19 protein-coding genes are annotated in these 17,867 nt (G+C 68.3%); 11 read left to right on the top strand and 8 right to left on the bottom strand.

The window, feature by feature from the left end:
- Nucleotides 1-38 precede the first annotated feature (38 nt).
- Complete coding sequence (locus ACVN9Z_RS22115; protein WP_054438002.1) at nt 39-1,163, bottom strand: muconate/chloromuconate family cycloisomerase; 1,125 nt, start codon at nt 1,161-1,163, stop codon at nt 39-41.
- A gap of 106 nt (nt 1,164-1,269) precedes the next feature.
- On the opposite strand from ACVN9Z_RS22115, the gene ACVN9Z_RS22110 reads away from it, so the two are divergent.
- Nucleotides 1,270-2,154 carry a LysR family transcriptional regulator gene (locus ACVN9Z_RS22110; protein WP_006385348.1) on the top strand — a complete coding sequence of 295 codons (885 nt, stop codon included), beginning with the start codon at nt 1,270-1,272 and terminating at the stop codon, nt 2,152-2,154.
- 99 nt (nt 2,155-2,253) lie between these two features.
- Nucleotides 2,254-2,751, top strand: coding sequence for a hypothetical protein (locus tag ACVN9Z_RS22105; protein ID WP_458212635.1), 498 nt, complete (start codon nt 2,254-2,256; stop codon nt 2,749-2,751).
- Nucleotides 2,752-2,770: 19 nt separating this feature from the next.
- Here ACVN9Z_RS22105 and ACVN9Z_RS22100 read toward each other — a convergent pair whose 3' ends face one another.
- A complete protein-coding gene (locus tag ACVN9Z_RS22100) occupies nt 2,771-3,439 on the bottom strand; it encodes a class I SAM-dependent methyltransferase (protein ID WP_458212634.1) in 669 nt (222 codons plus the stop codon).
- Between the two features lie 101 nt (nt 3,440-3,540).
- Nucleotides 3,541-4,698 (bottom strand): hypothetical protein, encoded by a 1,158-nt coding sequence (locus ACVN9Z_RS22095; protein ID WP_458212633.1) that lies wholly within the window; start codon nt 4,696-4,698, stop codon nt 3,541-3,543.
- A gap of 302 nt (nt 4,699-5,000) precedes the next feature.
- Here ACVN9Z_RS22095 and ACVN9Z_RS22090 point away from each other — a divergent pair, with 302 nt between their 5' ends.
- Nucleotides 5,001-5,609: a class I SAM-dependent DNA methyltransferase gene (locus ACVN9Z_RS22090; protein ID WP_458212632.1), complete on the top strand. Its 609-nt coding sequence runs from the start codon at nt 5,001-5,003 to the stop codon at nt 5,607-5,609.
- Nucleotides 5,610-5,635: 26 nt separating this feature from the next.
- Here ACVN9Z_RS22090 and ACVN9Z_RS22085 read toward each other — a convergent pair whose 3' ends face one another.
- Nucleotides 5,636-6,211 carry a hypothetical protein gene (locus tag ACVN9Z_RS22085; protein WP_024068950.1) on the bottom strand — a complete coding sequence of 192 codons (576 nt, stop codon included), beginning with the start codon at nt 6,209-6,211 and terminating at the stop codon, nt 5,636-5,638.
- A gap of 249 nt (nt 6,212-6,460) precedes the next feature.
- On the opposite strand from ACVN9Z_RS22085, the gene ACVN9Z_RS22080 reads away from it, so the two are divergent.
- On the top strand, nt 6,461-7,105 hold the full coding sequence (locus tag ACVN9Z_RS22080; RefSeq protein ID WP_241122781.1) for a hypothetical protein: 645 nt from the start codon (nt 6,461-6,463) through the stop codon (nt 7,103-7,105).
- A 29-nt stretch (nt 7,106-7,134) separates the two neighbouring features.
- Here the strand turns inward: ACVN9Z_RS22080 and ACVN9Z_RS22075 are convergent, their stop codons facing one another.
- Complete coding sequence (locus ACVN9Z_RS22075) at nt 7,135-8,073, bottom strand: LysR substrate-binding domain-containing protein (RefSeq protein ID WP_458212631.1); 939 nt, start codon at nt 8,071-8,073, stop codon at nt 7,135-7,137.
- A gap of 139 nt (nt 8,074-8,212) precedes the next feature.
- On the opposite strand from ACVN9Z_RS22075, the gene ACVN9Z_RS22070 reads away from it, so the two are divergent.
- On the top strand, nt 8,213-8,611 hold the full coding sequence (locus tag ACVN9Z_RS22070; RefSeq protein ID WP_026383106.1) for a RidA family protein: 399 nt from the start codon (nt 8,213-8,215) through the stop codon (nt 8,609-8,611).
- A gap of 81 nt (nt 8,612-8,692) precedes the next feature.
- Here the strand turns inward: ACVN9Z_RS22070 and ACVN9Z_RS22065 are convergent, their stop codons facing one another.
- Both ACVN9Z_RS22065 and ACVN9Z_RS22060 read right to left on the bottom strand, forming a co-directional pair.
- Nucleotides 8,693-10,234 carry a hypothetical protein gene (locus ACVN9Z_RS22065; RefSeq protein WP_054443343.1) on the bottom strand — a complete coding sequence of 514 codons (1,542 nt, stop codon included), beginning with the start codon at nt 10,232-10,234 and terminating at the stop codon, nt 8,693-8,695.
- 249 nt (nt 10,235-10,483) lie between these two features.
- A complete protein-coding gene (locus ACVN9Z_RS22060; protein WP_395500522.1) occupies nt 10,484-11,050 on the bottom strand; it encodes a hypothetical protein in 567 nt (188 codons plus the stop codon).
- A gap of 304 nt (nt 11,051-11,354) precedes the next feature.
- On the opposite strand from ACVN9Z_RS22060, the gene ACVN9Z_RS22055 reads away from it, so the two are divergent.
- Entirely contained in the window at nt 11,355-12,188 is an 834-nt protein-coding gene (locus ACVN9Z_RS22055) for a DUF4189 domain-containing protein (protein WP_054447524.1), read from the top strand.
- Between the two features lie 82 nt (nt 12,189-12,270).
- On the opposite strand, the gene ACVN9Z_RS22050 is transcribed toward ACVN9Z_RS22055, so the two are convergent.
- Nucleotides 12,271-13,197 carry a LysR family transcriptional regulator gene (locus tag ACVN9Z_RS22050; RefSeq protein ID WP_054447525.1) on the bottom strand — a complete coding sequence of 309 codons (927 nt, stop codon included), beginning with the start codon at nt 13,195-13,197 and terminating at the stop codon, nt 12,271-12,273.
- A gap of 93 nt (nt 13,198-13,290) precedes the next feature.
- On the opposite strand from ACVN9Z_RS22050, the gene pcp reads away from it, so the two are divergent.
- The 5 genes from pcp (at nt 13,291) to ACVN9Z_RS22025 (ending at nt 17,852) form a co-directional block, all read left to right on the top strand.
- On the top strand, nt 13,291-13,938 hold the full coding sequence (gene pcp, locus ACVN9Z_RS22045; RefSeq protein WP_024068945.1) for a pyroglutamyl-peptidase I: 648 nt from the start codon (nt 13,291-13,293) through the stop codon (nt 13,936-13,938).
- A gap of 13 nt (nt 13,939-13,951) precedes the next feature.
- Nucleotides 13,952-14,839 (top strand): alpha/beta fold hydrolase, encoded by an 888-nt coding sequence (locus ACVN9Z_RS22040; protein WP_458212630.1) that lies wholly within the window; start codon nt 13,952-13,954, stop codon nt 14,837-14,839.
- Nucleotides 14,840-14,989: 150 nt separating this feature from the next.
- Nucleotides 14,990-16,015, top strand: coding sequence for a Bug family tripartite tricarboxylate transporter substrate binding protein (locus tag ACVN9Z_RS22035; protein ID WP_006385362.1), 1,026 nt, complete (start codon nt 14,990-14,992; stop codon nt 16,013-16,015).
- Nucleotides 16,016-16,120: 105 nt separating this feature from the next.
- Nucleotides 16,121-16,960 (top strand): transporter substrate-binding domain-containing protein, encoded by an 840-nt coding sequence (locus ACVN9Z_RS22030; RefSeq protein ID WP_458212629.1) that lies wholly within the window; start codon nt 16,121-16,123, stop codon nt 16,958-16,960.
- Between the two features lie 31 nt (nt 16,961-16,991).
- Nucleotides 16,992-17,852, top strand: a complete 861-nt coding sequence (locus ACVN9Z_RS22025; protein WP_006385364.1) for a transporter substrate-binding domain-containing protein — start codon at nt 16,992-16,994, stop codon at nt 17,850-17,852.
- The last annotated feature ends 15 nt before the right edge of the window (nt 17,853-17,867 follow it).

Raw genomic sequence — 17,867 nt, 5'->3', positions numbered from 1 at the left:
TGGCCGGCGCGCGGGAACAGCCGTGGGGGCAGGGCGCGTCAGCGGTCCCTGCGGTAGAAAGCCAGTTTGTCTTCGTCCAGTTCCAGGCCCAGGCCCGGACCGGTGGGGACCTCCATCGCGAAATCGGCGTAGCGCGGCGGGTTGGCGACGATGTCGTCCTTGAGCAGCAGCGGGCCGAACAGTTCGGTGCCCCACGACAGCCGCGGCAGGCAGGCAAAACCGTGGGCCGAGGCGATCGAGCCGACCGAGCCTTCCAGCATGGTGCCGCCGTACAGCGACATGCCGGCGGCGTCGCCGACCGCGGCGGTGCGTAGCATTTCGTGGATGCCGCCCGACTTGGCGATCTTCAGCGCCAGCACGTCGGCCGCGCCCAGGCGGGCGATGGCCAGCGCGTCCTCGGGGCCATTGATGGCTTCGTCGGCCATGATGGGCACCACGAAGCGCGCCGCCAGCCGCGCCATGCCGGCCAGGTTGGCGCGCGGGATGGGTTGTTCGATCAGGTCGACGCCGGCCGCTTCCAGGCGCGCGATGGCGCCGGCCGCGTCGGCCTCGTTCCAGGCCTGGTTGACGTCCACTGTGACGCGGGCGCGCTCGCCCAGCGCCTGCTTGATGCGCGACACGTGGGCCACATCGTCGGCCACGGCGCGGCGGCCGACCTTGAGCTTGAAGGTGTTGTGGCGGCGGCTGGCGAGCAGCGACTCGGCTTCCTCGATGTCGCGCGCGGTGTCGCCGCTGGCCAGGGTCCACAGCACCGGCAGGCTGGCGCGCACGGCGCCGCCCAGCAGGGTCGAGACCGACACGCCCAGGCGCTTGCCCTGGGCATCGAGCAGCGCGCTTTCCAGCGCCGACTTGGCGAAGCGGTTGCCGCGCGCCACGGTTTCCAGGCGCCGCATGGCGGCGTGGATGTTGGCCGCGTCCAGGCCGGCCAGCGCCGGCGCCAGGTAGGTGTCGATGGCCAGCTTGATGCCTTCCGGGCTTTCCTCGCCATACGACAGGCCGCCGATGGTGGTGGCTTCGCCGATGCCCTCGATGCCGTCGCTGCAGCGCAGGCGCACGATCACCAGCGTCTGGCGCTGCATCACGGCCATGGCCAGCTGGTGGGCGCGGATGGTCGGCAGATCCACCAGGATCGCCTCGACCGAGTTTATCGTTACTGGATTCATACTTTCCAAAGCAGGTTCTTCAGGGCAAGCGCAGTATCGCTTGCGTTACACGGCCAAGTCCAAGACTATATGGGTCTCCATTTATACCTATAGGGTTTGGATAGCCATGGAACTCAGGCACCTGCGCTACTTCCAGGCGGTGGCGCGCGAGGGCAGCTTCACCCGCGCCGCCGAAGCGCTGCACATGGCGCAGCCGCCGCTCAGCCGCCAGATCCGCCAGATGGAAGAGGAACTGGGCGTGGCGCTGTTCGAGCGCACCACCCGCGCGCTGCGCCTGACCGAGGCCGGGCGGTTCCTGCTGGAGCAGTCGCGCCTGCTGACCGCAAGGCTGGACGAAGTGCTGGAGGGCACGCGCCGGCTGGGCCAGGCGCGGCGCCGCTGGTTCGGCATCGGCTTCGTGCCGTCGACGCTGTATGGCTTCGTGCCCGAGCTGATCCGGCAATTGCGCGGCGCTGACGCGCAGGTCGAGGTCGGCTTGCTGGAGATGACCACGCTGCCGCAACTGGAGGCGCTCAAGGCCGGCCGCATCGACCTGGGCATCGGCCGCATCCTGCTGGACGACCCGGCGATCGAGCGCCGCGTGCTGATGACCGAGCCGCTGATGGCCGCCGTGCCGCTGCGCCATCCGCTGGCCGGCTGCGACAGCGTGTCGGTCGACCGGCTGGCGCAGGAGCCGTTCCTGCTGTATCCGGCCCGGCCGCGGCCCAACTTCGCCGACCATGTGCTGGACCTGTTCCGCGCCGCTGGCCATGCGCCGCAGGTGGCGCAGGAGGCCAACGAATTGCAGACCGCCATCGGCCTGGTGGCGGCCGGCCTGGGCGTGACGGTGGTGCCGGCCTCGGTGCAGCGCCTGCAACGGCGCGACGTGGCCCACGTGCGCATCGACGCCGAGGCCTTCGTGTCGCCGGTGATCGCCAGTTATCGCAAGGACGACGCCTCGCCGTTCCTGGCGCAGGCGCTGGCCCTGGCGCAGCAATTGGCCAAGGGGTAACAAAGCGTAGGCGCGGCGGTTGCGGCGGGTCGGCTTGCGGCACACTACGCGCTTGCCAATCCCGTGCTTCCAATAACAACCGTCATAGGGACCCTAGCAATGCTGATCGTCAACATCCAGAACAAGGCCAAATGGCTGTTTTCCCAGCTTGGGCAACTGGTCATCGCCGTGGGCCTGTTGTCGCTGGTATTCAATTACGCCTACCGCTACACCGTCGATCGTGATATCAACTCGCCGGGCTTCTACCTGGCCACCGTGGCGCTGGCGCTGGTCGTGTTCCTGGCGGTCCGCAAGGACTACGTGCTCGTGAACCGCTATGCCTTCAGCGAAACCGAGATCGTGGTCAGCACGTTGCTGGGTGTGAAAAAGACCTACCCCACGTCGCAATATGAATTCGTGCCGTCGCTGCACAAGGCGGTGAACGTGCCCGAGCAAAAGGCCTCGCTGTCTTTCTACGTGCGCGATGCGCAGAGCAAGAAGAACATCCGCAACTACTCCTGGGCCGGCTTCTCGCTCGAGGATTTCCAGGCGGTTTCACGCCTGTATGGCTATCGCGGCGATACCGATTTCAAGCAGAAGGATTTCGGCCGCGGCTGATCCGGCGCCGCGCGTGCCGTCAGGCCTTGCGGCAGACCCAGCCCTTGAACGTCAGCGCGGCGTAGAACAGCTCGATATCGGTAAAGCCGGCGTCGCGCAGGATGGCCTCGTCTGCCTGCGGATCCAGCACGGGCAGCTTGTCGCGCATCGCTTGCATGCCGTCGCGCGCCTGCGCGGCCGGCACGCCGGCGGCGGTGATGAAGGCGGCATTGCGCGTCAGCCACGCATCGCGCCGTTGCAGCGGAAAACTGTGGTGGGCGACGATGAACGGGGCGCCGGGGCGCAGGCGGCGGCTCACTTCACGCACCGTGCGCAGGCGTTCCTGGGGCCCCAGGAAGTGCAGCGTCAGCAGGCAGGTCGCGCCGTCGTAGGGGCCTTCGGGGGCATCGTCGATATAGCCTTGACGCAAAGTGGCGCGCGGCGCCAGCTCGCCCAGCGTGGCGCGGGCCTGGCGCAGCATGTCCGTGGAGGGATCGACGCCGTCCAGGCGCCAGCGCGGGCCGCTTTCGGCCAGTGCTTTCAGTTCCAGGCCGCCGCCTGCGCCCAGCACCAGGAGATGGCCGTCGGCGGGCGTCTGCTCGGCCATCAGCACGCCGATCATGCGGTGCAGGTCGCGCAGGCCCGGCACATGGCGGGCGACGCGGTCGGCATAGTCGTCCGAGGCGCCGGGGGTTTGGGCAAAGGTCATGGGCGGCTCCACGAGGACACTCGGAACAGTGTGTGCTTCATGAAACATATGATGTTTCATGAAACGCCGCGCGTCAAGCGATGCGCCGGCGTGATGCGGGGTCAGGCCGCGAAGGACCGTGACACCGCGGGGCGGGGAAAGTCGGGCAGCACGATATCGCTGTGGCCAGGACGCACCCAGCGCACCCGTTCGCGGGTGGCGTCGATGCAGCCGCCCTCGGCGTAGACGCCCTGCGGATCGCGGATCCGCATCATGCGCGCCAGGACGGCAGCGGTGGCCTCGGGGTCGGCCAGCGTCCGGTGCACATGTTCCTTGACGATGGCTTCGTCGATGAAGGGCTTGCCGGCCGCGTCGGCGCGCAGGCCATGGCGCCAGTGGAAGATCTCGACGCACTTGGAGGCCAGCGTGTAGGGCGCGCCGCGTTCCCAGAAATTGTTGAACAGGCCCCTGCCCAGGTAGAACACCCAGGAGCCTTCGTAGCCCTCGACGTCGGAGGACGCGGCGTCGGGATTGCGGAACCAGAGCCGGTCGCCCGGCACGTAGAAGCGCTGCGGCAGCGGCGCGTCCAGCGCGCCGTATTCCTGCAGGAAGGTCTCGTGAAAGCTGCCGGACATGACCGCGCGCGTTTCCCACTGGCGTTGCAGGCGCTGGCCCAATTCGGGATTGGCATCGCGCAGTTCCTGCGCGATGCCGAGCACGGTGACGTATTCGGTGGCGCGATAGCACGAGAAGGCGTACAGCTGGCCCGAGGCCTCGGGTTGCGTGGCCTTGCGCAGGCCGTCGATCAGCGGGCGGCCCGGCAGCACCGTGAAGCCGCGCGCCTCGTCGTAGGTCCAGTAGTCTTCGGGCCGCTCGGCGTGTTCAGTGTCGAAGGCCAGCGCCGTTTTGGCGGCGGCGCGCACGATGTAGCGGCGGATGCGCACGGCCGATTCCAGTTCCGCGACCGTGGGAAAGGCGAAGGCGACCGGGCTGGCCAGCATCGCCAGCACGATCTCGCGATCGAGGTCGGCGTCGTTGGCGTCGGTGCGCAGGCTCAGTGCCCGCGCCACGCCCGTGGTGTCGTGCCCGGGCAGGTAGCTGGCGGCGAAACCCGGGGTGAGCGCGGCATGCGCGCCGGCGGCGCCGGGTTGCGCCTGGCAGTGGGCGGCGGCGCGCAGGCCCAGGTCGGACAGGAAATGTTGCGCCATCGCCAGCGCGCCGCTGGCGTGAATGACGATTCCGCCCGGATCGGGAAGGTGCAGCTGCGGGGTAGACGGCATGGGATACGAACCGGAAGGCAACGGACAGGATATGGATAGGCGCAAGCGGGGCCGGGTTCCCGCCGGGCGGCAAACGCGCGTGAACATCTGTTTCAGGCCGTGCACTCGCGTGGGGGCCGGCCCGTCGGTCTGAATCGATTGTAGGGGCGATGCCTTAATATCAGCTGTATGAATGCCGCACGCCGGGGGCATGATCGTCATGCCGCTGTCATGCGCGGGCGGGAGCCTCCGGCGCGTGGCATGATGGGCAAGGGCCGGCAGGTGCCGGTGCCAGACCTGATCGACGCCAGGAGACGACGCACATGGCCCATCCCTTGTCCGCCGGTGTGATGGCCTTGTACCAGGCGCATGCGGCGGCGTTCGAGCGCGACCGCGGCAACACACTGATCGAGCGCGCGTGGCTGGCGGATTTCCTGGCGGCGCTGCCGGCGGCCGCGCCGCGAGTGCTGGACATCGGTTGCGGCACCGGCATGCCGATCGCCGGCCACCTGATCGAGCACGGTTGCCGGATTACCGGCGTCGATAGTTCGACCGCGTTGCTGGCGCGCGCCGCCGCGCGCTTTCCCGAGCAGGCCTGGATCGCCGCCGACATGCGCCAGCTGCCTTGCGCCGGGCCGTTCGACGGCCTGATCGCGTGGCACAGCTTCTTCCATCTGTCGCCCGAGGACCAGCGGCCCATGTTCGCGCAGTTCCGGCGCCTGGCCGCGCCGGGCGCGGCGCTGATGTTCACCAGCGGTACGACGCTGGGCGAGGCCATTGGCCAGCTCGACGGCCAGCCGCTTTATCACGGCAGCCTGGACAGCGCCGAATACCGCGAGCTGCTCGAAGCCAACGGCTTCGAGGTATTGCGCCACGTCGAATGGGACGCCGCTTGCGGCAACGCGACGGTGTGGCTGGCCAGGCGGACCTGAGCCAGGCGGGGCGACGGGCCGTCAGGTCATAGATGCGGATCGCGCAGGATCGCCCGGATCCTGAGGAAGGCGTAGGCGGCGCAGCCCAGCGCGATCAGCACCACGAGCCAGGCATACGCCTTCTTGCGCTGCTTGTTGGACCAGGCGCTATCGTAGGTGGCCACCGGATCCCACAACACCTTGCCGTCCATCTGGCGCACCCCATGAACCCTGATGGGCACGTGCACGCTGAACATCTGGCCCTCGTAGACGTTCTTCAGGTCGTTCGGCTCGCGGTCGGTCAGCAGTTCCAAGGTCCGTGGCAGGACGAGGCCGGTCACAACGGCGCCCGCCTCGAACGCCACGTCGGGATAGTCGTTCGAGAAATAGCAAAGGGGCCTGTAGCCGCTGTTCTGCCGGGAACTGGCGGTCCGCGAGTAGGGGCATACGGCCAACCTGTCCACGCGCACGGCGATGGCGTGCAGCGTGGCGGGATCGGGCGGCAGGTACGCCTTGGCCGCGGCGTCGAAGAGATCGCGGGACAAAATCAGCAGCATCAGGCAGAGGAACAGCGCATTCAGCGGGCGCTTGAAGCGCGCCTTGATCTCGCTCCATTCGCTCATTGGCGTGGCCTCGCGGCGCGCGGCGCCAGCGCCGCCGGGGCGGGGCGGGACTTGGCGCGGCTGCGCATGCGGATGGCGTGTGTGTCCAGGTTCATGGCCCCTCGGTTCCCGGTATTGTTGCTGGCGGGTGAATGCTAGCGAATTTCCGAGGGCGCGGCGGGGCAAGGTTAAACATAACGTTGGTCGATGTTTCAAATTGCCTGGCGGCGGGCTACGATTTGCGGCCCGAAGCCATCGCTACAGGTTGCCATGCCACGAATCGACGCCCATCCCCGCCGCGCGCTCGTTGCCGTGGCGCTGCTGGTCCTGCTGCTGGCGGCGATCACGCCGCCCGGCGCCTGGGCGCCCGGGCAGTACGGACTGGTCATGCGAGTCGGCGCGCTGGTGCTGTTGGCCGGGTTGCTGTGGCGATATCACCGCTCGGCGCCACGCGCCGCCGCGGCCTCGGCCTTGTGGGCGGATGTCGAGCGCCGCCGCGTGGCGCGCATGGGCCTGCACGTCCGCGAAGCGCTGGCGCAGGCCCGCAACCGTCATCTGGCGCAGCAGGCCGAGACACAGGCCCGCTGGCCGGTGCGGGGACAGGCGCCGGTGCCTGCCGTGCGCTACACCGCGGCCGATATCACGCTGGAGGACGCCGTACGGTCGGGAGACCGCATTCTCTACTTCCGAGCGCGGTGGCGCGATGACGGGCCGGGGCAGTTCGAAGGGCGCTATACCGAGCATGGCGATTGCGCCTATGACGGCCGCGAGGTCGATCCTGCGACGGCCAGGCGGGCGCGGCTGGCATCGCTGGGCCTGGCGCTGCGGGAGCGCGCCACCTATGGATTGCTGGTCCCTTATGCGTTGGCCCTGTTGGCCATGGCCGCCTGCGCGCGGGGCCTGTTTGCCGCCTGATCCTGGCTGGATTGCGGCCGGAAACAGTATCAACCAGCAGCGCCCGCTCGGCCCGCGCCGCTCACCGGCGCATGCGCCGCCATCAGTTCCGCCACCCAGTCAATGAACACCCGCAGCTTGGCGCTGACGTGCCGGTTGGGCGGGAAGGCGATGTACAGCGGCATCGAATCAAGCCGCCAGTCCTCGAACAGCGGCACCAGTTCGCCGCGCGCCGCGTGGTCGCGGGCCATGTAGTCCGGCAGCCACAGAATGCCCATGCCGGCCAGCCCCGCCGCCAGGTAGGCGTTGCCGTCGTCCACCGCGACCACATAGCGTCCGTGCGCATGGATGCTTTCGTCGCCGCGATGCATGGCGTAGGGCAGGGGCTTGCCGCTGCGCGACCAGAGGAAGCCGACGATGCGGTGGTGGCTGTCCTCGAGATCGCGCGGATGGCCGGGCGCGCCGGCCCGTTGCAGGTAGGCGGGCGCGGCATAGACGCGCAATTGCAGGTCGCCGACGCGCCGCGCCATCAGTGACTGGTCGGTCAGCTCGCCCCCGCGCACCACGCAGTCGACGTTCTCGCCGATCACGTCGACGATGCGGTCGCTCACGCCCATGTCGAGCTGGATGTCCGGGTAGCGCGCGTGGAAGGCGGGCAGGGCGGGCACCAGGATCATGCGCGCCAGCGGACTGGGCACGTCGACCCGCAGCCGGCCGCGCGGCACGGCGGCGGCGCTGGACAGGCTGGTCTCGGCGTCGTCCATGTCGGCCAGCAGGCGCAGCACGCGTTCGTAGTACACGGCGCCGTCGGCGGTGACGTTGACCTTGCGCGTGGTGCGATTGAGCAGCCGCACGCGCAGGCGGGCCTCGAGCTGCTGCACCAGCTGGGTGACGCTGGTCTTGCTCATGTGCAGGGTGTCGGCCGCCTTGGTGAAGCTGCCGGTCTCCACCACGCGGGCGAAGGCCTGCATTGCGTCGAAACGGTCCATCGCCACTCCAGGGGATCAGGGAATTGTTTGCATTTTACAAACAGTGATGGACACGCTTGCCCGTTTATCGGCGGCCGCGCCGTCCGTACAGTGCCTGCATCATCAATACGGGCTTAAGGCCCGGGACAGGAGGATGAGTATGGCAACGCGTGATGTGGTTTTTCCGGCCGGGCGCCAGGCGCTGTATGAACGCAACCGCTATTCGCCGGCGGTGCGGTCGAATGGCTTTCTGTTCGTGTCGGGCCAGGTGGGCAGCCGCGAGGACGGGTCGCCCGAACCCGACCTGCAGGCGCAGGTGCGGCAGGCGTTCGACAACCTGAACGCGATCCTGAAGGCGGCGGGCGCCAGCTTCGAGGACGTAGTCGACGTGACGGTGTTCATGGTGGATCCGGCGTCCCGCTTCGAGACCATCTGGCAGGTGGTGCCCGAATACTGGGGCCAGGCGCCGCATCCGACGCTGACGGCGGTGGGCGTGACCTGGCTGTACGGTTTCGATTTCGAGATCAAGGTGATCGCGAAGCTGCCGCGTGAGGCCTAGCCGCCGGGGGCGGCGGGGCAAAAGCGACGGGGCAGGCCGGCGCAATCGCCGGGCCTGCCCCGTTTCGGGTGCGTCGCCGTATCAGCCGCGCAGACGCGCCACGGCTTGCGCCAGGTCTTCCTGCTTGCGGATCAGGGCGGCCTCGACCTGGTCGCGCGGGGTGCGGGTGTCGTCGCGGTGGCTGGTCAGATCGGCCGCGCGCAGCAGACCCATCAGGTCCTGGGTGCGGGTCTGGGTGGTGGGCGTGATGCGGCTCTGGTCGACCAGCTTGCCCTTGACGAACTTGCTCACCAGGGTCGACATCGTGCTGGACTCGGTGAACGAGGCCTTGGCCAGTTCGCCGTCTTCGTAGGCGATGTCGGTGCGGTTGCTGTAATCGTCGCGGATCTGGTGGAACGCGTAGTTCTGCGACTCGGGGTCCTTGGTCAGGTTCAGCTTCTGATCGGGCGAGAGCGCGCGGTGGAAGCTGGCGTTCAGCGACGATTGCTGCTGTTGCGTGATCGCCAGGTCGAGCTGGGGCCGGCCGCTGGAGGTGGTGTTCTGCGAGGTCTCGTAGGAGAAGGTGTCGAATTCGCGCGGCTGCAGCGGATTGGACGCGACCGGCGCCTGGTTGATCGAGGCGGAGAAGTCGGCCAGGCCGGACAGCATGGTGCGATGCACTTCGGCCGGCATGCCCAGGCGCGTCGTGGCGGTGCCTTGCGGCGCCCAGTCGCCGTAGCTCTTGTGCAGGTCCGCGAAACCCGACTTGAACAGGGCCATCAGCGTGGCATCGCCTTCGCCGCGCTTCTGGGCGCTGTCGAACTTGCTCAGGTAGTTGTTGATGGCGGTCGTCTGCTGCTGGGCGCTGCCGAACTGGCTGGGCTGGCTGGCGTCGACGTTGATCTGGGCCGAGCCGGCCACGGTCTTGACCGTCAGCGAGCGTTGACCCGCATCGGCCTGGAAATTGAAGCTGACGCGGTCGGGGCCCTCGGCGCCGACCGTGGCTTCCAGCGACACCGACGACAGCACGCTGGTGTTGAACTTGGCCAGCGCGCCCAGCGCCAGCTTGGGCGGCACCGAGGCCAGGCCATCGACGGCGTCCTGGAACGATTTGGACAGGCCGGCGATGGCGCTGCGTTCTTCTTCGGTGAGCTTGGCATCGCCCACGTCGATCTGTATGCCCAGGCCCTTTTCATTGCTTTCCAGGGTCACCGTGACCTTGGCGCCGCTGGCAGTGGTGATGCGTAGCGCGACCGAGTTGTCGGCCACGGCCGCGCCCTGGGGCGCGGCGATGCCGTCCACCGGGGCGGCGGCGCGGGCCGAGGGGATCGTCAGCGCGTAGTTGCCGCCATCGTTCTGCATGCGGCCCAGCAGGGCCGCGGCCAGGCCCTTGAACTGACCGGTCAGCGAGGCGGCGCGGACGTTGTCGGACATCAGCGAGGAGAGCGCGTCGGGTTCCTGCACCTGCCCGGCGGCGACCGATTCGGGAGAATAGGTCAGCACGTTGGCCGGCTGGCCCAGCGTCACCGAGGTGGACGCGGGGATGTCGGGGCTGCGGTTGACGGTGGTGACACGGGACACCCCGGTCGCCGGCGCCTGCGGGGCGATGACGAGCGGCGGGGTGTAGCTGGAGATCGTGGTCATGTCAGTGGTAGTCCTGGCGGGCAACAACTGCCCAATGAGGCTTGCCGGGGAGTATCAACATGACTAACGGCGGGCGTGGCGGAAAATTAATCTGCCGGTGATATTTATTTTTGCTTTTTTGAAGGCATTTATATTCAGTTAAGTGACAGCTTTGGGGGGATTCCCAAAATAATGTCGACAAAACAAATGCCGCGCATCGCGAGATAATCGATTCCCACGGGCGACGGCTGTCATGCGCCGCCGCGGGCCTTATTTCACGACATAATTCTTCGCTTCATTTTCACCGGCCCATTTACGCAGCGCGGCGATGAATTCCGGGCAGACATTGCCGTCGACGGTGGAATCGACAATCACGCTGTCCTTCATGCGCATCAGCACCTTGCATTCATAAATGCGGGTGCGGCCCTGGTAATAACCACTGCTGCTTTGCTGGAATACCGGCGTCGCGGCGGTCGTGTTGGTGGCCGGGATCATGCCGACGACCTGCTGGGTGGTGCCGGTCGTCACCCATTCCTGGTAAGGCGCGGCCTGGTAGTCGGACCACTCCAGTTCCATGGTGTTGCCGACGGCGCGTTTCCGGGACGGCTCGCCCAGCGCCGCGATGGCGTCGTTGATCGAGCGGCCCTGCATGTTGCGGGCGACGTTGACGCTGGGAGAGAACGACAGGCCTTCCGAGAAGACCCGGCTGAGCGAGGGCAACGAGGAACTGCCGCCGGAGGGCATCGGGGCGCATCCGGCCAGGCTGGCGGCGGCGATCAGGCTGGCGGCCAGGCGCAGCGTCGGACGGCGGGCTGAAAGGGGCAGGGGGAAAATCATGGCTTGCGGTCGGCGCTCCGTGTCGGTCGGCGCGGCGGCTGCGATTGCGAACCTGGCGCCAGACGTTTTGTTTCTCTTCGTGACAGGCCGGGGCGGCCAGCCCTGCGACGGGAGAATGATTGCAGACTGACAGCCTGCTTACGAAATGTCCGCCATTTTTACCGATAAACGGGGCCACCTTCCTTGCGCCAATGGTGAAATTTGTTACTCAATATGCCCGCGTCGTATCGGCAAAGGGGACGGACCGACCGATCCGCTTTGCTAAGATCGTGGCCGCTGAATCCACCCGATCCGGACACCGACCATGCTATTTGCCCGATTTTCCCCGACTATCCGCGCGGCGCTCGGCGCGCTGGCGTTGATGGCCGGCCTGTTCGCGCCGCAGGCGCATGCCGACAAACTGTATGGCGGCATTGCGACGGATGGCAAGCACGCCAAGATCTATTGGGCGCTGCCGGAGGACTCGGAAAAGGCGGCCGAAGCGGCGGCGTTGGCGGCCTGCCGCAAGGGCGGCGGCAAGGACTGCAAATCGCTGAGCTGGTTTTCGGACAGTTGCATGACTTATGCCCGCAATACCTCGAACGACCTGTTCCCCGGCAACAGCGTGTCGCCGGAAATGGCGGCAAAGAAGGCGATCCGACGCTGCACCGCAGGCAGCCCCAACGGCAAATGCTGGTTGACCACGATGCCGCTGTGCGTCGGGCCGGGCTACAGCGCGCAGGACATGGAGGCGGCCAGAAGGGCCACGCCCGCTGAGTTGGAAGCCCTGTCCGCCAAGCTCAACGACCGCGAATACTGGGGCGCCGTCGCCGAGAAAGACTCGGGCGACCTGACGTACTCGGACGGCTACCCCAATGAGAAGGACGCCATCAACCAACTGCTGGAGTGGGATGAATGCACCGGCTGCACCAAGGTGCTGACCTACCGCGACACCTGCGTCGGCATGGCCTGGGCCAAGGGCGTGAAGGGGCGCGGCACCAGCTACACCGCGCTCGATCCGGATCCGAAGACGGCGCGCGATGCGGCGCGCAACACCTGCAGCACCAAGAGCGGCCTGCCCAATTGCGTGGCGATGGTGCGCTGCTCGGGCCGCCCCTACATCAGCGGCTATGCCGGCGAGGACGAAAAAGCCAATTGAGATCGCCATGAGGCGGCAGCGCGCCGCCCGGCACGGCAAGCCGGCTCCCGTACAGGGGCCGGCTTTTTTCATGGGCGCCCGGTCAATCCGCCAGCCGCGCGGCGGCGTCGCGGACCACCTGTTGCAGCCACGCCAGCGCCGCGTCGCCGGGCGCGCGCCGGCTGCACACCATGTCGATATCGAAAGGGCCGGGGTCGACCTCGGGCGGCAGCGGCCGCAGGGTCAGGCCGGGGCCGGCCAGCCGCAAGGCGGCGCGCCGCGCCAGCGTGGCCAGCAGGTCGGTGCCTTGCACCGCGTGCGGCAGCGCGACGATATGGGCGAAGGTGCAGGCCACCCGGCGCCGCTGGCCCAGCCGCGCCAGGCTGGCGTCCACCACCCCGCGCGCCGAGCCGTCGTCGCTGGGCGTGAACAGCGCGTGCGGCAGCGCCACGTAGCGCGCCAGGTCCAGCTTGCGGCCGCGCAGCGCCGGATGCTGCCTGTCGGCGATGCAGACGAAGTGTTCCTGGTACAGCCGTTCGCGCAGCATGCGCTTGGGCGGCGCCAGATGGCCGCCGATGGCCAGGTCGACGCTGCCGTTGTCCAGTTGCTCGTAGAGGGCGGCGCGGTCGAGCCGCGCGATGCGCAGGTCGATGCCGGGCGCGTCGCGCCGCAGCGCCGCGACGAGGTGCGGCACGATCACCACGTCGGCGTAGTCGCTGGCCGCCACGGTGAAGCGGCGGCCGGCAGCGGCCTGGGGATCGAAGCCGGCGCCTTGCGTCAGCGCCTGGCGGATCTGGTCCAGCGCCGCGCTCACGGCCGGCATCAGCGCGACGGCCTTGGGCGTGGGCTGCATGCCGTCGGCGGTGCGCAGGAACAGCTCGTCCTGGAACAGCAGGCGCAGGCGCCCCAGCGCGCTGCTGACCGAGGGCTGCGCGCGGTTGATGCGCTGGCCGGCCAGGGTCACGTTGCGGGTGTCGTAGAGCGCCTCGAAGGCGACCAGCAGGTTCAGGTCGACGGCGGAAAGATTCATGACATCAATAGTACGAATAGCGATTATGGATTTCAACAATTCCAGGGCGCGGTCCTACCATGGCGGACAGCAATTGAATCGAAGGACTGCGCAATGACGACCGTACTGATTACCGGCATCGAACCGTTCGATGGCGAAACCCTGAATCCCTCCTGGGAAGCCGCGCGGCGGCTCGATGGCGCGCAAGTGGCCGGTGCCACCCTGGTGGCGCGCCAACTGCCGTGCGTGATCGGCAAAGTGGTGGGCGTGCTGCGCCAGGCCATCGAGGACACGCAACCGGACCTGGTGATCTGCCTGGGCCAGGCGGGCGGCCGCAGCGACGTGTCGATCGAGCGCGTCGCGATCAACGTGGTGGACGCGCGCATCCCCGACAACGAAGGCCGCCAGCCGATCGACGAACCGGTGGTGGCGGGCGGCCCGGCGGCCTATTTCTCGACCTTGCCGATCAAGGCCATCGTGCGCGACCTGCGGCGCGCGGGCGTGCCGGCGTCGGTGTCGTCGACGGCGGGCACCTACAACTGCAACACCATCTTCTACGGCCTGTCGCACTACATCGCCACCGAGCGTCCGGCGTTGCGCGGCGGCTTCGTGCACGTGCCGTACCTGCCCGAGATGGCGGCCCATCATCCCGGCCAGCCCAGCCTGGCGCTGGAGACGCTGATCGAAGGCGTGAAGGTGATGGTGGCGACTTCGCTGGCCGTCACGGCGGACGTCAAGGAAGGCGGCGGCGCGCTGCATTGAACGGAGACGGACGATGGATACCTTCAAGGACGCCGACGCCTTCGCGCTGGACGGCGTGCCGTTTCGCCACCGCCAGGTGCGCGTGGACGGCCTGGGCTATCACGTGGTGGAGGGCGGCGCCGGGCCGGCGCTGATCCTGCTGGCCGGCTTTCCGCAGAGCTGGTACGCCTGGCGCCGGGTGATGCCGCTGCTGGCGCCGCATTTCCGCCTGTACGCGATCGACCTGCCGGGCCAGGGCGATTCGGACAAGCCGCTCGATGGCTATGACACCCGCAGCGCCGGCGAGCGCCTGCGGGCGCTGTTCCACACGCTGGGCCTGACGCGCTACGCGCTGGCCGGGCACGACATCGGCGCCTGGATCGCCTATCCCTACGCGGCGCGCCACGCCGACGAGGTCGAGCGCCTGGTGCTGCTGGACGCCAACATCCCCGGCGTGACGCTGCCCGCCAGCTTCGAGCTGGGACCGGACAACTGGAAGCGCTGGCATTTCCTATTCAACACCGTGCCCGATCTGCCCGAAGCGCTGCTGCAGGGACGCGAGCGGGTGCTGATCGAGTGGTTCTTCAGCCGCAAGACCGCCAACAAGCCGGGCGTGTTCAGCCGCGCCGATCTGGATGAGTACGAGCGCGTCTACCAGACGCTGGGCGGCTTGCGCGGCATGCTGGGCTATTACCGCGCGGCGCACCAGTCGGCCGAGCAGAACCGGGCGCTGCGCGAGACGCCGTTGACGCTGCCGGTGCTGGCGCTGGGCGGCGAGCATGGCAGCGCGCCCGATCTGTACGAGGCGCTGGGGCCGCTGGCGCGCGACCTGCGCGGCGGGGTGCTGGCCGATTGCGGCCACTATCTGCCGGAGGAGCAGCCGCGCGAACTGGCGCGGCGCATGCTGGCGTTCCTGGCGTAGCCGGGCGCGAGCGTCCCGGCGAAGGGCCGCCCCGGCAAGGGGCCACCCCGGCAAAGGGCCGCCCCGGCATTTCCACATTGCGCATTGGTATTTGTCCGGCGCGCGGCGCGCTCCTATCCTGGCCTGCTCGGAATTTCCGCAGGGAGCAGGATGATGGGCAATCGACGCAGATCCGTACTGAAGGCCGCGCTCGGCCTGGCCGGGGGCGTGGTGGTGGGCGCGGGCTTGTTGAGCAACATGACCGGCGCCGCGCCGGCCGCCACCGACGACGCCACGCGGTATCCGAGCCGGCCGGTCAAGCTGATCGTGCCGATCGCGGCCGGCGGCAGCGCCGACAAGCTGGCGCGCACCGTGGCGCAGAAGCTGAGCGAGAAGTGGGGGCAGAGCGTGGTGGTGGAGAACCAGCCCGGCGCCAGCAGCGCCATCGGCAATGCCGCGGTGGCGCATGCGCGCGGCGATGGCTACACGCTGCTGCTGGGCGGCGACGCCTTGTCGCTGAACGCGCTGCAACCCGGCAAGCCGTTGTACGACCCGTTGCGCGATCTGCGCGGCGTGACCAAGGCGGTGGTCAATCCGCAGTTGCTGGTGGTGCGCCCGGGCCTGGGCGTGAAGACCTTCCAGGAATTCGTGGCGCTGGTGCGCAGCCGGCCCGGCGAGATCTCGCTGGCGCTGCCCGGCGGCAACGGCAGCCTGCAGCACTTGGCGGTGGAACTGCTCAACGAACGCATCGGCGCCAAGACCAACCAGATTCCCTATCCGGGCGGCGGGCCGGCCACGCTGGATGTGCTGGGCGGCCACGTGGACGCCATGCTGATCACGCTGGCCGCCGCCACCGAGAACGTGCGCTCGGGCAAGCTGGTGGCGCTGGCGGTGACCACGCCGTACCGCTCCAAGGCGCTGCCCGAGGTGCCGACCATGCAGGAGGCGGGGCTGGCCGACTACGCGGTCGAGAGCTGGCAGGGCTTCGTGGTGCCGGCCTCGACCCCGGCGGCGTTGGTCGAGCGCATCCATCGCGACGTGGTGGCCGTGCTGCGCGAACCGGAGACCGCCACGCTGCTGGAGAACCTGGGCTTCGCCATCGCCGCCAGCACGCCGGAAGCCGTGGACCAGACCGTGCGCGACGACATCGCCACCTATCGCCGCGTGATTGCCACGGCCGACGTCAAGCTCCAGTAGGCGCGCCGCAACAGCGGTTTCATATTCATATCTGAAAGTCTTCTTTGTGTTGTGCGGCGCCGGACCGCAGCATAGAACTTCGTTCAATGCCCACGACACAACAACATGAAGACTCGCAATATCTCCGGCCGTATCCTGCAGGCGGCCGTCGCGCTGGCCCTGGCGGCCGGCGCCACCGGCGCCCATGCCGACGCCACGCTGGACAAGATCAAGGAACGCGGCACCGTCACCATCGGCGTATTGGCCAACGGCGGCGTGTTCGGCTCGATCGATCCCGCCACCCAGCAACTGGTGGGATGGAACCCGGAACTGGCGCGCGAACTGGCCAAGGGCCTGGGCGTGAAGGCCGAGCTGGTGCAGGTGCAGACGGCCACCCGCACGCAGTTCCTGATCTCGGGCAAGGTCGACCTGCTGATCGCATCGATGGAGCTGAACCCCGAACGCGCCGAGATCCTCGGCTACGCGCCGACGCCGTTCTTCCGAGTGGGCGGCGCCGCCGCCACGCGCAAGGACAGCGGCATCGCCAAGTGGGAAGACCTGCGCGGCAAGCCGGTCTGCGTGTCGCAGGGCAGCAGTTTTGCGCGTCCCCTGCAGGCCGACTACGGCGCCGTGGTCAAGGGCTACAAGAGTTCTTCGGACTCGCTGCTGGCGCTGCGCGGCGGCCAGTGCGTGGCGGCGGTGCACGATTCGACCCTGATCCATCCGCTGCTGCGCACCAATCCCGAATGGGCCGACTACCAGGCGCCCATCGCCACGGAAGTGCTGCCGGCCAATTCGGTGGTGTGGACCCGCAAGGGCGAGGCCGACACCATCGCCGCCGTCGACAAGGTGATCCAGGGCTGGCACCGCAGCGGCTGGCTGATCGCCACCGAGAAGCGCCTGGACATCCAGCCGGCGCAGCCGCTGCTGCAGGAACTGCACGACAAGTACAAGCAGGGCAGCTGAGCCTCGCGCCCGCCCGTGTTGGAAAAGACCGATGAATAGACAAGCAATCAAGTGGGCCGCCGCGCTGGCGCTGGCGTCCCTGGCGACGGCGGCGCACGCCGACGCCACCCTGGACCGCGTCAAGCAACGCGGCAAGCTGGTGGTGGGCGTGGACGGCGCCAGTCCGCCGTTCGGCCTGCTCGATCCGGCCACCGGCAAGGTCGGCGGCTTCCAGACCGAGCTGGGCCGCGATATCGCCACCCGGCTCGGCGTCACGCTGGAGACGGTGCCGGTGACGGCCGCGACCCGGGTGCAGTTCCTGCAGGCGGGCAAGGTCGATCTGCTGATCGCCAACATCCAGTGGACCCAGGAACGCAGCGAGATCCTGAGCTATGCGCCGACCCCGTACAACCTCGTGGGCGGGGCGGCCATGGTGTCCAAGCGCAGCGGCATCAAGCGCTGGGAAGACCTGAAGGGCAAGGTGGCCTGCGTGTCGCAAGGCAGCAATTTCGCCAAGCCGCTGCAGGAAACCTATGGGGCGGTGGTCAAAGGCCTGCGCAACATCCCTGAATCGCTGCTGGCGCTCAAGGGCGGCAGCTGCGATGCGTCGGTGCACATCCAGCCGGCGCTGTACGAGACGCTGCACGGTCCCAACGGCAAGGAATGGGACGGCTTCGAGCTGGCCACGCCGGACCAGCTGATCCCGTCGCCCACCGTGATCTGGACCCGCCGCAACGAGGCCGACACGCGCGCCTTCGTCGATGGCGTGATCCGCGACTGGCACAAGTCCGGCCTGCTGGTGAAAGAGGCCGACAGGTTCGGCGTGCCGGCCGATTACCTCAAGCAGGCCAACGCCGACGCGCAGGCCGGCAAGTTCGACAGCGCTCCCCCCGAGGCCCAGGCCAAGCCATGACGACGGCCGCCAGGG

The sequence above is a fragment of the Achromobacter sp. KK8 genome, from assembly GCF_054188005.1.
This window is presented reverse-complemented; position numbering and strand designations above follow the sequence as displayed.

Bases quoted from the DNA above. Each gene is read 5' to 3' on its own strand.
- ACVN9Z_RS22025 (WP_006385364.1), top strand. From the start codon at position 16,992: ATGAATAGACAAGCAATCAAGTGGGCCGCCGCGCTGGCGCTGGCGTCC.
- ACVN9Z_RS22095 (WP_458212633.1), bottom strand. From the start codon at position 4,698: ATGCCGTCTACCCCGCAGCTGCACCTTCCCGATCCGGGCGGAATCGTC.
- ACVN9Z_RS22105 (WP_458212635.1), top strand. From the start codon at position 2,254: ATGCTGATCGTCAACATCCAGAACAAGGCCAAATGGCTGTTTTCCCAG.
- ACVN9Z_RS22040 (WP_458212630.1), top strand. From the start codon at position 13,952: ATGGATACCTTCAAGGACGCCGACGCCTTCGCGCTGGACGGCGTGCCG.
- ACVN9Z_RS22060 (WP_395500522.1), bottom strand. From the start codon at position 11,050: ATGATTTTCCCCCTGCCCCTTTCAGCCCGCCGTCCGACGCTGCGCCTG.
- ACVN9Z_RS22075 (WP_458212631.1), bottom strand. From the start codon at position 8,073: ATGGACCGTTTCGACGCAATGCAGGCCTTCGCCCGCGTGGTGGAGACC.
- ACVN9Z_RS22055 (WP_054447524.1), top strand. From the start codon at position 11,355: ATGCTATTTGCCCGATTTTCCCCGACTATCCGCGCGGCGCTCGGCGCG.
- ACVN9Z_RS22100 (WP_458212634.1), bottom strand. From the start codon at position 3,439: ATGACCTTTGCCCAAACCCCCGGCGCCTCGGACGACTATGCCGACCGC.
- ACVN9Z_RS22030 (WP_458212629.1), top strand. From the start codon at position 16,121: ATGAAGACTCGCAATATCTCCGGCCGTATCCTGCAGGCGGCCGTCGCG.
- ACVN9Z_RS22090 (WP_458212632.1), top strand. From the start codon at position 5,001: ATGGCCCATCCCTTGTCCGCCGGTGTGATGGCCTTGTACCAGGCGCAT.
- ACVN9Z_RS22035 (WP_006385362.1), top strand. From the start codon at position 14,990: ATGATGGGCAATCGACGCAGATCCGTACTGAAGGCCGCGCTCGGCCTG.
- pcp (WP_024068945.1), top strand. From the start codon at position 13,291: ATGACGACCGTACTGATTACCGGCATCGAACCGTTCGATGGCGAAACC.
- ACVN9Z_RS22110 (WP_006385348.1), top strand. From the start codon at position 1,270: ATGGAACTCAGGCACCTGCGCTACTTCCAGGCGGTGGCGCGCGAGGGC.
- ACVN9Z_RS22050 (WP_054447525.1), bottom strand. From the start codon at position 13,197: ATGAATCTTTCCGCCGTCGACCTGAACCTGCTGGTCGCCTTCGAGGCG.
- ACVN9Z_RS22115 (WP_054438002.1), bottom strand. From the start codon at position 1,163: ATGAATCCAGTAACGATAAACTCGGTCGAGGCGATCCTGGTGGATCTG.
- ACVN9Z_RS22085 (WP_024068950.1), bottom strand. From the start codon at position 6,211: ATGAGCGAATGGAGCGAGATCAAGGCGCGCTTCAAGCGCCCGCTGAAT.
- ACVN9Z_RS22080 (WP_241122781.1), top strand. From the start codon at position 6,461: ATGCCACGAATCGACGCCCATCCCCGCCGCGCGCTCGTTGCCGTGGCG.
- ACVN9Z_RS22070 (WP_026383106.1), top strand. From the start codon at position 8,213: ATGGCAACGCGTGATGTGGTTTTTCCGGCCGGGCGCCAGGCGCTGTAT.
- ACVN9Z_RS22065 (WP_054443343.1), bottom strand. From the start codon at position 10,234: ATGACCACGATCTCCAGCTACACCCCGCCGCTCGTCATCGCCCCGCAG.